The 13,301-nt window shown below is 68.5% G+C and carries 10 protein-coding genes; 7 read left to right on the top strand and 3 right to left on the bottom strand.

The features are described 5' to 3' along the window. Positions 1-83: 83 nt before the first annotated feature. Together CFB49_RS24860 and CFB49_RS24855 are read right to left on the bottom strand one after the other, a co-directional pair. Positions 84-1,574, bottom strand: coding sequence for a carbohydrate porin (locus CFB49_RS24860; RefSeq protein WP_089492583.1), 1,491 nt, complete (start codon positions 1,572-1,574; stop codon positions 84-86). Positions 1,575-1,669: 95 nt separating this feature from the next. Then, on the bottom strand, positions 1,670-1,936 hold the full coding sequence (locus CFB49_RS24855; protein WP_069617280.1) for a hypothetical protein: 267 nt from the start codon (positions 1,934-1,936) through the stop codon (positions 1,670-1,672). A gap of 1,081 nt (positions 1,937-3,017) precedes the next feature. On the opposite strand from CFB49_RS24855, the gene CFB49_RS36450 reads away from it, so the two are divergent. Both CFB49_RS36450 and CFB49_RS24850 read left to right on the top strand, forming a co-directional pair. Then, the gene (locus tag CFB49_RS36450; RefSeq protein ID WP_176730164.1) at positions 3,018-3,155 is read left to right on the top strand and encodes a hypothetical protein; all 138 of its coding nucleotides are present in this window, start codon (positions 3,018-3,020) and stop codon (positions 3,153-3,155) included. Between the two features lie 122 nt (positions 3,156-3,277). Then, positions 3,278-4,924, top strand: a complete 1,647-nt coding sequence (locus CFB49_RS24850) for an NRAMP family divalent metal transporter (RefSeq protein ID WP_089492582.1) — start codon at positions 3,278-3,280, stop codon at positions 4,922-4,924. Between the two features lie 131 nt (positions 4,925-5,055). Here CFB49_RS24850 and CFB49_RS24845 read toward each other — a convergent pair whose 3' ends face one another. Continuing rightward, positions 5,056-5,964: a helix-turn-helix transcriptional regulator gene (locus tag CFB49_RS24845; RefSeq protein WP_069617480.1), complete on the bottom strand. Its 909-nt coding sequence runs from the start codon at positions 5,962-5,964 to the stop codon at positions 5,056-5,058. Positions 5,965-6,246: 282 nt separating this feature from the next. Here CFB49_RS24845 and CFB49_RS24840 point away from each other — a divergent pair, with 282 nt between their 5' ends. The 5 genes from CFB49_RS24840 (at position 6,247) to sctD (ending at position 13,196) form a co-directional block, all read left to right on the top strand. After that, complete coding sequence (locus CFB49_RS24840) at positions 6,247-7,080, top strand: helix-turn-helix transcriptional regulator (protein WP_069617278.1); 834 nt, start codon at positions 6,247-6,249, stop codon at positions 7,078-7,080. A 249-nt stretch (positions 7,081-7,329) separates the two neighbouring features. Continuing rightward, positions 7,330-9,537, top strand: coding sequence for a type III secretion system export apparatus subunit SctV (sctV, locus tag CFB49_RS24835; RefSeq protein WP_069617277.1), 2,208 nt, complete (start codon positions 7,330-7,332; stop codon positions 9,535-9,537). Continuing rightward, entirely contained in the window at positions 9,534-9,812 is a 279-nt protein-coding gene (gene sctS / locus CFB49_RS24830) for a type III secretion system export apparatus subunit SctS (protein WP_006480854.1), read from the top strand. Before sctV ends, sctS begins: the two co-directional genes overlap by 4 nt. Further along, positions 9,812-11,857, top strand: a complete 2,046-nt coding sequence (gene sctC, locus CFB49_RS24825) for a type III secretion system outer membrane ring subunit SctC (RefSeq protein ID WP_089492581.1) — start codon at positions 9,812-9,814, stop codon at positions 11,855-11,857. Before sctS ends, sctC begins: the two co-directional genes overlap by 1 nt. Beyond that, the gene (gene sctD / locus CFB49_RS24820) at positions 11,838-13,196 is read left to right on the top strand and encodes a type III secretion system inner membrane ring subunit SctD (RefSeq protein WP_089492580.1); all 1,359 of its coding nucleotides are present in this window, start codon (positions 11,838-11,840) and stop codon (positions 13,194-13,196) included. Before sctC ends, sctD begins: the two co-directional genes overlap by 20 nt. The last annotated feature ends 105 nt before the right edge of the window (positions 13,197-13,301 follow it).

Raw genomic sequence — 13,301 nt, 5'->3', positions numbered from 1 at the left:
CCGCATGCCCGCACGGCAAGCAACCACACGGGCCGGACCGTCGCGCAAGCGGCCGACCGGCCCGTGTCTTGATGCGGCGGGTATCAGAACGTGATCGTCGTGCGCACGCCGACCACCGTTTCGTCGCCGATGCGCGCGCCGGCCGCGTTCGGGTTCGGGATGCCGCCGCCCGGACGGAAGAAGTGCTGCAGGTCGGCCTGCACTTGCCACCACGGCGCGACCTGATACTGGTACGTCGCCTCGATGACCGTCTCCGCGCGGCGCACCGGATAGCCGGGCGTCGTGTACGCGCCGGTGTCGCCGTCGAGGCCGCGCGCATGCGAGCCGATCTTCGCGTAGCCGATCGCGATGCCGGCGACGTCGTTGTCGCGTCCGACGAACGGCGCCTTCAGCGTCACGCCGGCGTTGGCCGCGAAATCGACGATGTTGCGGTCGCCCGGCGAGCCCATCACGCGCGCGAACACGCCGACCGAGCGCGGGCTGCCGGTCGACGGCCGCCACACCATCTGGTCCGCGACCGCATAGAAGCCGTAGTTGCCGCGATGCGTGGCGGGCGTGCCGTTGCTCGCCGGATCGGCGAGCGACAATCCGTCGGCGCCGTAGCGCGGATCGTTCGCGTGCTGCGACTGATACCAGACGCCGAGTTTGTACGTGCCGGGCAGGCCGGCCGGTTGCGGCGCCTTCGGATCGGCGGGCGGCGCGTTCAGCGCGTACTGCACTTCGCCGATCACGAATGCGCCGCTGCGCAGGTTGAAGTTGGTGCCGTGCGCGTTCAGCACCTGCGCGTCGCCGTCGCTGCGGCCGGCCGGGTTGCCGTCGAACACGCCGACCATTGCGGTCCACGCGTCGGCCGGCTTCGCGCGCAGCCGCACGCCGAGCGACGACAGCGGATACGCGGGACCGCCGGACGGCAGGTCGGTGGACGGCAGCACGGGCCAGCCGAACGTCGCGTTCATGAACGTCGCCGCGTTCTGGCTCACCATGAATTCCTGGTCGACGCTCTGCTGGCCGACTTTCACGTCGACCTTGCCGTCGAGCAGCGATTGCTGATACCAGAGCTCCCACAGGCGCGTGGTCGAATTGGCTTCGATGCCGGTCGCGGTCTGCAACGTCTGCAGGTAGCGCTGCGTGAGGTTGGTGCCGTGGATCTGCAGCCCCGACACGTTGAACGTGCCGCCCGGCAGGCCGATCGCCTTGCCGGTGTCGACGTCGAAACCGAACTGCGTGAGCCCCTGGTATGCGCCGCCGCGCCCCGTGCCGCCGGACGTGTTGTACAGGTACTCGCTGGTTTCCTGCAGGCTCAGCGTGACGCCGTGCGCGTCGAGCACGTCGCGCAGGCCGCCGATGTTGCCGAGCAGGTTCGATCGCTCCCACAAGCCGGTGGGAGCAGGCGCGGCAGCATCGGCGGCCTGTTGTTGCGCGGGGGCGGCCGCATCGCGCGCGCCGGCCGCCGGTTCGGTTGCGGCGGGAGACGTCGCTTGCGCGAATGCGGGTGCGGCGGCGAACGACAGCAGCAGCGCGGCGAGCGCATCGACGCGACGCTTGCGCGGGACGGGTGCGAGAGGATGCTTCATTTGGGCTCCGTTGGCAGTTTGATTAGTTGCGCTGAAGAAATGGGAACGGGGTGCGGGGGCGTATGGCGAGACGGCCCGCACGGACGGAGAGGGGGTTACGGCAGCCAGCCGCCGACGCGCCACACCTGCGCGAAGCCGACGCGTGGCGCGACCGAGCACAGCAGCGCGGCGAGCGCGAGCGCGGCGGCCGTCGCGGCGATCAGCACGCAGTCGAGCAGACGGGGCGGCGCCGGCACGTGGGCGAGCGCGCAGCCGCGCCAGTGGCCGAATGCCCGCGCGAACGGCGAGCGGCCGAAAAAAGAGCGGTCGCACGCGACGTGCACGACGCGCTTGAGTCTGACCGCGAACGATTGAAAGAACATGACGCTGCCTCCGTTCCGCCCGGCGAACGCCGGACGACGTGATCGAGCGCGGGTGCGTGACGCGACCCTGCGATCGGAGGATGGAACATAACGGAGCGTGCGACTGACGAACCGGCGATGGCCGGCCCGGGAGGACGCGCGCTAACCCGACGAATGCGAGCTAGCGGCGAAAGACATGCGTCTGGCTGCTATCTCGCGATGGCTTGGCCGGCCTGGACCGGCATCGAACTGCAACTGGAGCATGTGTCCACGGAGGGACTCCCTTGATGAATTGGGGCGGATTGTAGTCGCGACTTTTGCTGCGGCGCAAGCAAAAAACGCACGAAAGATGCGCTGTGTCGCGTGCGCGTCGCCGCGTGGCGGGGCTCTCTCGCGCGCGCCCGGCGATCGTGAAAAGGATGCGCGGCAGGGTGCCGTGCCGTTGCTCGCACGCATCGGCGCGCGGTGGCGCGATGACGGCGCTGAAAGGTTTCGGAACGTTATTTCAAGGGCAAATCTTTCAGTCGCGTCAGGCGGGGAATTTATTTCGAAAAATGGGGTTTCAAGGGGTTGACTTCACTTTCGGGCGGTCCATAGAATCCGCCATCTTCACTCTTGGGGCCGCCGCCTTGGACGCCTGCAGTAGTCGATCTTCGAACGAAATTTCCGCCTGAGCGACCGACGTCCGCGCCTCATCGAAGCCGCCGTTTGTCTCCCGGGCAAACGGTGCGCGCAGCAGTATGCCGCAGCAACTCCCTACGTGCACCCTGATTCGCGCCGGTTAGCGTGATGCGTTCCCGCATGCGCTGCCCGGTTTCACCGCCGCCAGGCAGGCGGCCGCGTTCGCGCATCCGTTCTCCGGGCGCGCGAATGCCGGCCCGCCCGCCGGACGGCGGTCAACCGTGTTCCCCGGAACACCGCACAGGAGCCGCCATGAACGACAGTGACAGTTGTCCCTTATGCCCGTTGCATACGCAGACCCTTTTGAACCCGGGTCGCGGGGACAATCCGGCCGCCTAGCCTGACACGTCGTTCAGGCGCCGGACTGGCCCCGCGCCCACGACGCGGCCGGCACGATGCCGTCGCCGCACGGAGCCAGACCATGAACTTCGGCCTTCTGCTGTCGAACCTTCCGCACGTCACGGAATCGCGCCCCCACTACGACGCGATGCTGACGCTCGACGCCCGTCCGCGGGTGTTCTCCCGCCTGCTGAACCAGCTGAAAGCATTGATCCACTGAACAGAAACGCCGAGCGCGCCTCGGCATGCGCACGCGCGCCCGCCTTCGAGCGGCCGTCCCGTGCGCATTCCAAGGTCACACGCTCATCGAATCGCATAACCCTTAGCCGTACGGAATACATCATGTCCACGCCCTCCAACGTCTCTCCACCGATCGCGGTCGAGCGCAACGCCGTACTCGACGAAGCCCATCTGGGCGACATCCGCGGTGCGCTCGGCACGATCTCGCACCACGACACCGGTGCGCGCGGCACGTGGTGGGCGCGCCTGCGCACGCTGCTCGCGATCATCGGCCCGGGCCTGATCGTGATGGTCGGCGACAACGACGCCGGCGCGTTCGGCACCTATACGCAGGCCGGCCAGAACTACGGCACGACGCTGTTGTGGACGCTGCTGCTGCTCGTGCCCGTGCTGTACGTGAACCAGGAAATGGTGCTGCGCCTCGGCGCGGTCACGGGCGTCGGCCATGCGCGCCTGATCTTCGAACGCTTCGGCAAGTTCTGGGGCGCGTTCAGTGTGATCGACCTGTTCCTGCTCAACGCACTGACCATCGTCACCGAGTTCATCGGCATCACGTTCGTGCTGGATTTCTTCGGATTGCCGAAGGTGGCCGGCGTGTGCGTGGCCGCGGCCTTGACGATGGCGGCCGTCAGTACCGGCGACTTCCGGCGCTTCGAGCGGTTCGCGATCGGGCTGTGCGTGCTGAGCCTGCTGCTCGTGCCGGTGCTCGTGTCGATCCACCCGCCGGTCGCGCAGATGACGCGCGATTTCTTCGTGCCGAACTGGCCCGCGCACGCGAAGCTGTCGGACGTGATGCTGCTCGTGATCGGTATCGTCGGCACGACGGTCGCGCCGTGGCAATTGTTTTTCCAGCAGAGCTACGTGATCGACAAGCGCATCACGCCGCGCTTCATGAAATATGAAAAGGCCGACTTGTGGATCGGCATCGCGTTCGTGCTGGTTGGCGCGGTCGCGATGATCGGCTTCAGCTCGGCGTTGTTCGGCGGCCATCCGGAAGCCGGCAACTTCACCGACGCGGGCGGGGTCATCGCCGGCCTGGAGCGGTATGCGGGCCGCACGAGCGCGACGCTGTTCGCGGTCGCGCTGCTGGACGCGTGCATCATCGGCGCGGCGGCCGTGTCGCTGTCGACCGCCTACGCGATCGGCGACGTGTTCAAGATTCGCCACTCGCTGCACCGTGGCGTGACCGACGCGAAGGGCTTTTATCTCGTGTATTTCGGCATCGTCGCGGCCGCGGCCACGCTCGTGCTGATCCCGGGCAGCCCGCTGGGGCTGCTGACCGAGGCCGTGCAGACGCTGGCGGGCGTGCTGCTGCCGAGCGCGACGGTGTTCCTGCTCGTGCTGTGCAACGACCGCCAGGTGCTTGGACCCTGGGTCAACTCGACGAAGCTCAACGTGTTCACGGGCGCGGTGATCTGGGTGCTGGTGCTGCTGTCGATCATCCTGACCGCGTCGGTGATGTATCCGGACATCAGCGGCGAAGCGATCGTCGACGTGCTGGTGGGCGGCACCGTGCTCGCGATCGCCGGCTATCTCGCGACGGTGCTGATTCGCCGCAACAAGCGCGTCGTCGAGCCGGCCGTCGATCGCTCGCTGCGCGACACGTGGCGCATGCCGCCGCTCGACACGCTCGAGTCGCAGAACATGACGCTCGCGACGCGGATCTGGATGGCGGTGCTGCGCGGCTATCTGGTGATCGCGGTCGGCCTCGTGATCGTGAAGGTCGTGCAGATGACGCTGCTGAAGTAACGGCGATCGTCTGCCAGGAAGCGGCGCCGGACCCGGCACCGCGCCGCAACCCGTCCATGCCGGCCCGCGAGGCCGGCATGTGCGTTTTACGCGGGCGATGACGCGCAACGGCGTTGCGCCGCCGCCGCGTGTCAGATCAGCTCGAGCTTCGACGTCAGGTACGTGAGCTGGATCCGGTTCGCGACGCCGAAGCGCTTGCGCAGCTTGCGCAGGTGATAGTCGACGTTGTGCGCGCTGGTGTCGAGGCGCCGGCCGATCTCCTTGTCGGACGCGCCTTCGGCGATGCCGAGCAGCAACTCCTGCTCGAACGGCGTGAGCCCGTTGACCGCACGCTCGCGCGACGTCGAGATCAGTTGCGGCGACGCGAACTTGTGGACCGACAGCCCGATCGACAGCGCCTGCTCGATCGTTGCCGGCGTGATCCATTCGCGCGTGCGACGCGGCGCGGTGAAGCTCATGAACGCGTGGAGCCGCGTGCCGGGCACGGCCATCGAATACATGATGCCGCTGCACATCCCGTCGTCCTGCATCGTCTGCAGGAAGCCGTCGAGCGCGGCCGGGCTCACCGACGGCGCGTCGTCGCGCTCGCGGTGCGCGCGGCGCAGCTGCTGCAGGTCCCACACGATCGGCATGTTGCACACGCGTGCGCCCAGCGTGCGCGGATCGACGTCGTGGTGGCTGTGCCGCACGTAGTCGCCGCGATAGGTGGCCGGCGTGAACGCTTCGTGCAGGTAGAGACTTTCGACGCGCTCGCGCGCGAATTCGAGTGCGAAATACGCGAACGTCGAGAACCCGGTCAGATGCAGCAGGCTCGTGACGATCCGGTTGCGCTCGGCCGTGCTCTGCGCGTGCGCGAGCGTATCGGCGACGCCGAGCTTCGGCGCGTGCGGCTGCGCGTCGTCGCCGCGCTTCACGTCGTCGCACCAGACGACCTGCACGGCGCGCTCGCGCAACGCGTCCGCGCCGGCGTTCGATCCGCGCGACGAGCGCGGCAAGCTGGTTGGGGCGACCGCTTCTTCATGCAATGCAATATCGGACATGAGCCATCCCTCGGAATCGACGCGCATCGCCTGGCGGCGGCCGTATCGTGTACGGCATTCGCGGCGGTGCGACCGAGCATCGTTGTGATTGCGCCGATCGTCATCCCTGACGAAACGCGGGGGCATTGTACAAAAATGCCGGTGTGTGGGTAATATGCCGTAATACTAATGGCGGCGAAAGGTTCATCTTCGAACGCATATAACGACGACCAGAAAATCATAAAGAAAAGACCGGATCGTGACGGGGCGCAGTTTCACATATTGGGAAAGGGCGGGCTCCTCATGACATATGCTGACGGCGCACCACGCGTCGAGTGGTTCTCACAAGCCGATATAGCGGCCGCTGCCGCTTATTCGAACGAATATCACGCAATCGAGCGTGACGTTTTTACCGGTATTCAAATAGCGCCAGGTAAAACCGACCTTGCGTCATTCGATTTCGCGCAATGCCATGCGCGATTGCGGCAAATCGGCTTCAGCACGCTCGGCTACGGCGCGTACGAAATGATCGGGCGCCGCATTCTGCGCGCGCATCTGCTGCGCGATCTCGCGCCGGCGACGTTCATGCAGCCGTTCATCGAAGGGATGCTGTACGAAAGCGACCCGCGCTTCGCGCAGGTGCGGCAGAGCGGCTTCCCGGTCGCGTGGCGGCTCGACGAGATCGAGGCGGTTGCGCAGGGCAGCGGCGACCGCAAGGTGCTCGCGCTCGCCGGCCACTTGCGTGCGCACGCAATGAACAGCGGCGTGATCTTCAGCCTGTCGGCGCCGCGCCTCGACCTGCGCGTCGCGGTGAACCTGACGTCGGAAACGCACGGGACCGAATGGATCGACGATCGCGTGATCGGCGGCGCGCTGTCGGTCAGTCTTGCCGTGCACCGCGTCGCGCTGCCGTTCCTCGAGGCGCGTGTCGCGCGCATGCGCGGCTTCGCGCTCGGCGACGAGCAGCAGCAGGTGCTCGACCGGCTCGTGCACGGGCTGTCCGACCAGGAGATCGCGAGCGCGCTGCGTACGTCGCTGCACAAGGTCGGGCACCATATCCGCTCGCTGGAAAAGCAGTTCAACGTACAGAACCGCGCGCAGCTCGCGTATCTCGCCGCGCGGCGGCTGCCGTCCTGACCTGACGCGTGCCGAACACGCGCCGGCGCCCCCTGCGCGCAATGGAAGCGGTTCCGGCGGCGCGTGCCCGAACCTGCCGCCGGGTTTCGTAGTCCGATTCGATCGTCTGACGAAAACGCGCTTTCACGCTACGAGGCGCGCTTCTTTTTCCGCCGTTTCCCGTCGCTACACTCGTCCCATTCAACGGTCCGCGCAGCACGGGGAAGGGTTGCCCGTGCCAGCCGGCGATAACGACAGGACAACGGCACGATGGCTGAACCGAAGGCGCTCCCCCGCGACTGGCAGCGGTTGTTTTCCGCCGGCCGCGGCGTGTCCGGACGGCGCCTCGGGGGCGCGTCGCCGCGCGCCGACCTGTTTCTCGCGACCTTCATCGTCGCGGTCGTCGCGCTGTTCATCCTGCCGCTGCCGCAGACCGCGCTCGACGGGATGATCTCCCTGAATCTCGCGGCGAGCGTCGTGCTGCTGACGGTGTCGACCTACGTGCCGTCGGCGGTCAGCTTCTCGTCGTTCCCCGCGTTGCTGCTGTTTACGACGCTGTTCCGGCTCGCGCTGAACATCGCGTCGTGCAAGCTGATCCTGCTGCATGCGAACGCCGGCCACGTGATCGACGCGTTCGGGCGGCTGGTGGTCGGCAACAACGTGGTGGTGGGCGGCGTGGTGTTCCTCGTGATCGCGGTCGTGCAGTTCATCGTGATCGCGAAAGGGTCGGAGCGGGTGGCCGAAGTCGGCGCGCGCTTCTCGCTCGACGCGATGCCGGGCAAGCAGATGAGCATCGATGCCGACCTGCGCGCGGGCATCATCAGCGCCGACGAAGCGCGCGAGCGCCGCGAGAAGCTCGAGCAGGAATCGCAGATGCACGGCGCGATGGACGGCGCGATGAAGTTCGTGAAGGGCGACGCGATCGCGGGCCTCGTGATCGCGTTCATCAACATCGTCGCGGGGATCGCGGTCGGCACGCTGATGCACGGGATGGACATCGGCGAGGCGCTGCAGCGTTACGCGATCCTGACGGTCGGCGACGGGATGGCGTCGCAGATTCCGTCCCTGCTCGTGTCGATCGCGGCGGGCATCGTGACGACGCGCGTCGCGACGCGCGATGCACGGCAGCGCCAGCTCGGCGAACAGCTCGGCGAGCAACTGGGCGCGCATCCGCGCGCGCTGCTGATCGCGGCGTTCGTGCTGACCGGTTTTCTCGTCGTGCCCGGTTTTCCGAAATGGTCGTTCGCGCTGATCGCGCTTGGCCTCGGCGCGTTTGCGTTCTCGCAACTGAAGCGCAAGACGTCCGCGCCGAGCTTCAACCTGATTCATGTCGCGGGGCGCGTCGGCGCGGCCGACGACGGCCAGCCCGCGAAGGTGTCGCACGCGGCGGGCGTCACGTCGCTGATCGCGGTGTCGCTGTCCGACGACCTGCGCACGGGCCTGAACCTCGCGCAACTGCAGGCGGCGCTGTCGAGCGCGAAGGCGCGCGTCGACGCGGACATCGGCACGGTGTTTCCGCGCATCACGCTGAACGACGACGAGGGCGCGCCGGCCGGCACGTACCGGATCTACCTGCAGGACGTGCTCGCCGCGCACGGCGCGCTGAAGCCGGGCTGGCTGCTGTGGGACGGCGTCGCGCCGCTGCCCGAGCGCGCGGAGCGCCAGCCGGCCGAGGCGTTCGGCCCGTTCGCGACCGCGCTGTGGATCAAGCCGGACGGCGCGGCGCCGGACGGCAAGTGGCTGTCGAGCGAAAGCGCGCTGGCCGCGCACGTCGAGCAGATCGTGCGCCAGCATGCCGACGAATTGCTCGGCATCCAGGAGACGCAGGCGCTCGTGCATCTGGTGCGCCGCGATCACCCGGAGCTCGTCGGCGAACTGACGCGGCTCGTGCCGCTGCAGCGCGTGACCGAAGTGCTGCGCCGGCTGCTCGCCGAACAGGTGCCGATCCGCAATTTGCGCGTGATCTTCGAGAGCCTGATCACGTGGGCGCCGAACGAGCCCGACGACGTGATCGCGCTGGTCGAACTCGTGCGCGTCGACCTGCGCCGGATGATCACCGATCGTCATGCGGGCACGGCGCGCCAGCTGCGGGTCGTGCTGTTCGAGCAGAACCTGCAGGAGCGGATCGAGCGCGCGGTGATGCGCACGAAGCAGGGCAATTTCCTCGCGCTGTCGAGCGCGGTCAAGCAGGACATCGGCGAGCAGGTGCGCGCGATCGTGCAGGCCGCGCAGGCGGCCGGCCCCGGCGGCCACGGCAATGCGCCGGGCGCCGCGCGGCTCGCGGTGATGGTCGCGCTCGGCGCGCGCCGCTACGTGAAGACGATCCTGCAGCCGGTGCTGCCCGAACTCGCGGTGCTGTCGTACCAGGAAGTCGAGGAGGACGTGCAGTTGCATACGGTCGGCTGGGTGAAGAACCCGCCGGACGACGGGACGGTCGGCGCGGGCGCCGACGTGCGCGCGCCGGGAGCCGTGCAATGACGAGCTCGACGATCCTCGACCTGACGCGCCAGGCGCTGATGCTCGTGCTGCTGCTGTCGCTGCCGATCGTGCTGATCGCGACCGTCACCGGTCTCGTCGTCGCGATCCTGCAGGCCGTCACGCAGGTGCAGGACGCCAACATCGGCATCGCGGTGCGGCTGATCGCCGTGATGGTCGCGCTCGTGCTGCTGTCGGGCTGGCTCGGCGGCGAAGTGCTGCGCTTCGCGCAGCAGGCGCTGGAACGCATGTTCGTTTCTTCCACAGGAGTCCTTTGATGCGTCGACGCGTCGCCTCGATCCGGTTTCAACCGCGCAGCCTGCAACGGGCCGCGCTTGCCGTGTGCGCGACCGCGCTGCTCACGGCGTCGCTGTGCATGGCGCCCGCGCAGCATGCGCGCGCCGCGGACCTGCGCTGGCGCAACAAGCCGTTCACGATCGTCGCGAACGGCAAGAAGATCGGCGACTTCATCCGCGAGCTCGCGTCGTCGCAGGGCGTGACGGCGGTGGTCGACCCGAAGGTCGACGGCGTGATCAGCGGCCGCTTCTCCGGCACGCCGCAGCAGACGCTCGACACGATCTGCTCGACCTACGGGCTCACGTGGTACTACGACGGCTCGTTCCTGTACGTCGATCCGGCCGACCAGTCGCAAACGCAGATGATCCCGATCCCGCCGAACGCGTCCGGCGAAATCGGCCGCGCGCTGCAGGCGATGCAGATTCCGGACAAGCGCTACACGCTGGTGATCAACGATCGCGCGAACAGCGTGTACGTGGCCGGCCCGCGCCGCTACGTCGAGCTCGTGCGGCAGGCGATCGGCTCGGTCGGCGATCCGTCGGCGAACGGCGCGCATGCGGACATCCGCGCGTTCCGGCTGAAATACGGCTGGGCGTCGGATTTCACGATCAACCGCTCGGGCAAGGAAGTGACGGTGCCGGGCGTCGCGACGATCCTGCGCCGGCTGTTCGGCAAGACCGGCGACACGGTCGCGGCGCCGTCGAGCACGCCGCTCGGGCAGGCCGCGCGCCAGGTGAAGCTCGGCTCGGGGCTGACGATCGCGGTGCCGCGCCTCGACTTCCCCGACATCTCCGGCGGCCCGCGGCAGGGCGGCTATGGCGGTGCGGACGGCCCCATGGGCGGCGGGTTCTCGCCGTTCTCGAACAACGGCGGCGGCGACACGCTGCCGCAAATCGTCGCCGATCCGGCGATCAACGCGGTGATCGTGCGGGACCTGCCGGAGAACATGTATCGCTACCAGTCGCTGATCGGCCAGCTCGACGAGCGGCCGCGCATCGTCGAGATCAACGTGACGATCATCGACATCAACGAGGATTCGCTCGACAGCCTCGGGATCGACTGGCGCCTGCACACGACGCACGGCGACGTGCAGATCGGCAACGGCCAGAACGCGCTGAACGGCAACACGCAGTACAACGGCGCCGGCAATCCGCCGCTGACGTTCGGCATCGGCACGTCGGAAACCGGGCAGACGGGCGCGTTCATGCCGACCGGCATCGCGCTGACCGCGTCGATCGGCGGGTCGCTGCGCAACTACCTGCTCACGCGCGTGAACGCACTCGCGCAAAAGGGTCAGGCGCAACTGCGATCGAAGCCGAAGGTGCTCGCGCTCGACAACACCGAGGCGATCCTCGAGAACCTCACGCAGTTCTACGTGCAGGTGCCGGGCTATCAGGATTCGTCGCTGTACAGCGTGACCACCGGCACCAGCATCAAGGTGACGCCGATGATCGTCGACGAGGCGATCCGCAATGCGGCCGCCGTGTCCGGCAACCCGCAGAGCGTGATGATGTCGATCGACATCCAGGACGGCAACATCGTGCCGGGGCAGGCCGTGTCGAACGTGCCGGTGATCCAGCAGCGCAACATCGTCACCAAGACGATGATCGACGAAGGCAAGAGCCTCCTGATCGCCGGTTTCAACGACGACGAGGTGCGGCTGAACAAGAGCGGCGTGCCCTGGCTGTCCGACATTCCGCTGATCGGCAACCTGTTCAAGTACACCGACAAGTCGGGCAACCACATGGAGCGGTTCTACCTGCTGACGCCGCGCGTCGTGACGAACGCGTCGATGTATGCGCCGGACGGCTCGCCCGTGAACCCGGGCGTCGACGGTCCGGCGAACCCCGAAGGGCTGTCGATGTATCGTCCGCCGGACAACGACGTCGCGGTGCCGCTGACGCCGAAGCCGCTGCCCGGCACGAAGTTCGGTCCGCCCGCGTTGCCGCCGCCGCCCGTGGGCGCGGCGTCGCAGCCCGCGGCGACGACCGCAGGAGTAGCCACGCATGTCGACGAGCATCATTGATCCGCACGGCGACGGCGCATTGCCCGGCGGCGCGGGAAGCGCGGGGGCCGGCTCGGCCGCGCTCGCATCGCCGTGGAATCTGTGCTTCCTGAGCGGGCCGATGTACGGCCGCACGATGTCGCTCGCGCGCGGCGCGAACTGGGTCGGCACGGCGGCCGACTGCGAAGTGATCCTGCCCGATCGCGAGATCGGCGCGAAACAGGTGTGCCTGCAGGTCGGCGCGCTCGCGGTGACCGTGCAGAACCACGGCGGCGACGCCGGCGCGCCGGTGCTGTTCAACGACGAGCCGCTCGGCGCCGGCCGCCGCTCGCTGACGCCGAACGACGTCGTGACGGTCGGCTCGATCCGGCTCGGCATCGCGCGGCATGCGCAGGCGAGCGTCGCGGTGCCCGACGAAACCGATGCGCCGGACACCGCGCGCGAGGCCGCGTGGCTCGGCTGGCTCACGGGCGGGCTGCGGCGGCTGGGCAGCCGGCGGCTCGTGATCGCGCTGGTCGCGCTGTGGGTCGGCGTGCTGCTCGGCGCGCTCGGCTACGGCTTCGTCGCATGGTCGGGGCGCCTGCCGTGGCAGCACGAATCGGTGCTCGCGCGCACGCACCGGCTGCAGCAGCTGCTGCACGCGTATCCGGAGCTGGCGGTCGCGCCGCGCGACGACGGCGTGATCGTGTCGGGTTACGTGAGCGATCCGGCCGCGCGCGAACGCGTCGCGCAGATCGTCGCGGGCGTCGACAACGCGGCGCTCGGCAACGTCTACGTGGTCAGCGATCTGGTCGCGACCGCGCAGACCTATTTCAGCGATACGGCACTGACGGTCACGTATCTCGGGCGAGGCCGGATCGAGCTGACGGGCACGGCCGCGCGTGCGCAGATCGAGCCGCGCATCCGCAACTACATGAAGGATGCCCGGCCGGCGCTCGAGGTGGTCGATCACGTGCGCGACGCCGATGCGGCCGCGCCGCGCACGGCGACGACGCTCGGCGGCACGGCAGGCATTCCGGAGATCACGACCGTGTTCGCCGGCGACGGCGACCAGCGCTACATCGAAACGATCGACGGCAGCCGCTATTTCGAAGGCGCACGGCTGAAGGAGGGCGCGACCGTCGTGTCGATCGGCCCGGACGAAGTGGTGTTCGAGCGCAACGGCCAACGCATCACGATGCCGCTCGGCGGCCCGTCCGCGCATGCGCCCGAGCAGGCGCCGGCGCCGCCCGTGGCGCCGCTCGCGAGCGGGGCGGCGGCGGGCGTCGCGCAGCCGGTGCCGGGGCCGACGCTGCTGCCCGATGCGCCGGCGACGCCGGCCGTCGCGGCGGCCGGCGCATCGAAGGGCGCGACGCACTAGCGTCGCGACAGGATTTGCGCATCGCGTCGCGCGATGCGCGCATTACGCGACACGCCGCGCATGCGGCGCGTCACGTCGCCGGCGGGGCATGGGGCCGCCGCCGGA

Origin of the sequence: Burkholderia sp. AU17457 (assembly GCF_002223255.1) — a bacterium.
Lineage (GTDB): Bacteria > Pseudomonadota > Gammaproteobacteria > Burkholderiales > Burkholderiaceae > Burkholderia > Burkholderia sola.
This window is presented reverse-complemented; position numbering and strand designations above follow the sequence as displayed.

Coding starts and splice junctions, on each gene's coding strand:
- CFB49_RS24850 (WP_089492582.1), top strand. CDS start 3,278: ATGTCCACGCCCTCCAACGTCTCTCCACCGATCGCGGTCGAGCGCAAC.
- sctD (WP_089492580.1), top strand. CDS start 11,838: ATGTCGACGAGCATCATTGATCCGCACGGCGACGGCGCATTGCCCGGC.
- sctV (WP_069617277.1), top strand. CDS start 7,330: ATGGCTGAACCGAAGGCGCTCCCCCGCGACTGGCAGCGGTTGTTTTCC.
- CFB49_RS24845 (WP_069617480.1), bottom strand. CDS start 5,964: ATGTCCGATATTGCATTGCATGAAGAAGCGGTCGCCCCAACCAGCTTG.
- CFB49_RS36450 (WP_176730164.1), top strand. CDS start 3,018: ATGAACTTCGGCCTTCTGCTGTCGAACCTTCCGCACGTCACGGAATCG.
- CFB49_RS24855 (WP_069617280.1), bottom strand. CDS start 1,936: ATGTTCTTTCAATCGTTCGCGGTCAGACTCAAGCGCGTCGTGCACGTC.
- sctS (WP_006480854.1), top strand. CDS start 9,534: ATGACGAGCTCGACGATCCTCGACCTGACGCGCCAGGCGCTGATGCTC.
- CFB49_RS24840 (WP_069617278.1), top strand. CDS start 6,247: ATGACATATGCTGACGGCGCACCACGCGTCGAGTGGTTCTCACAAGCC.
- CFB49_RS24860 (WP_089492583.1), bottom strand. CDS start 1,574: ATGAAGCATCCTCTCGCACCCGTCCCGCGCAAGCGTCGCGTCGATGCG.
- sctC (WP_089492581.1), top strand. CDS start 9,812: ATGCGTCGACGCGTCGCCTCGATCCGGTTTCAACCGCGCAGCCTGCAA.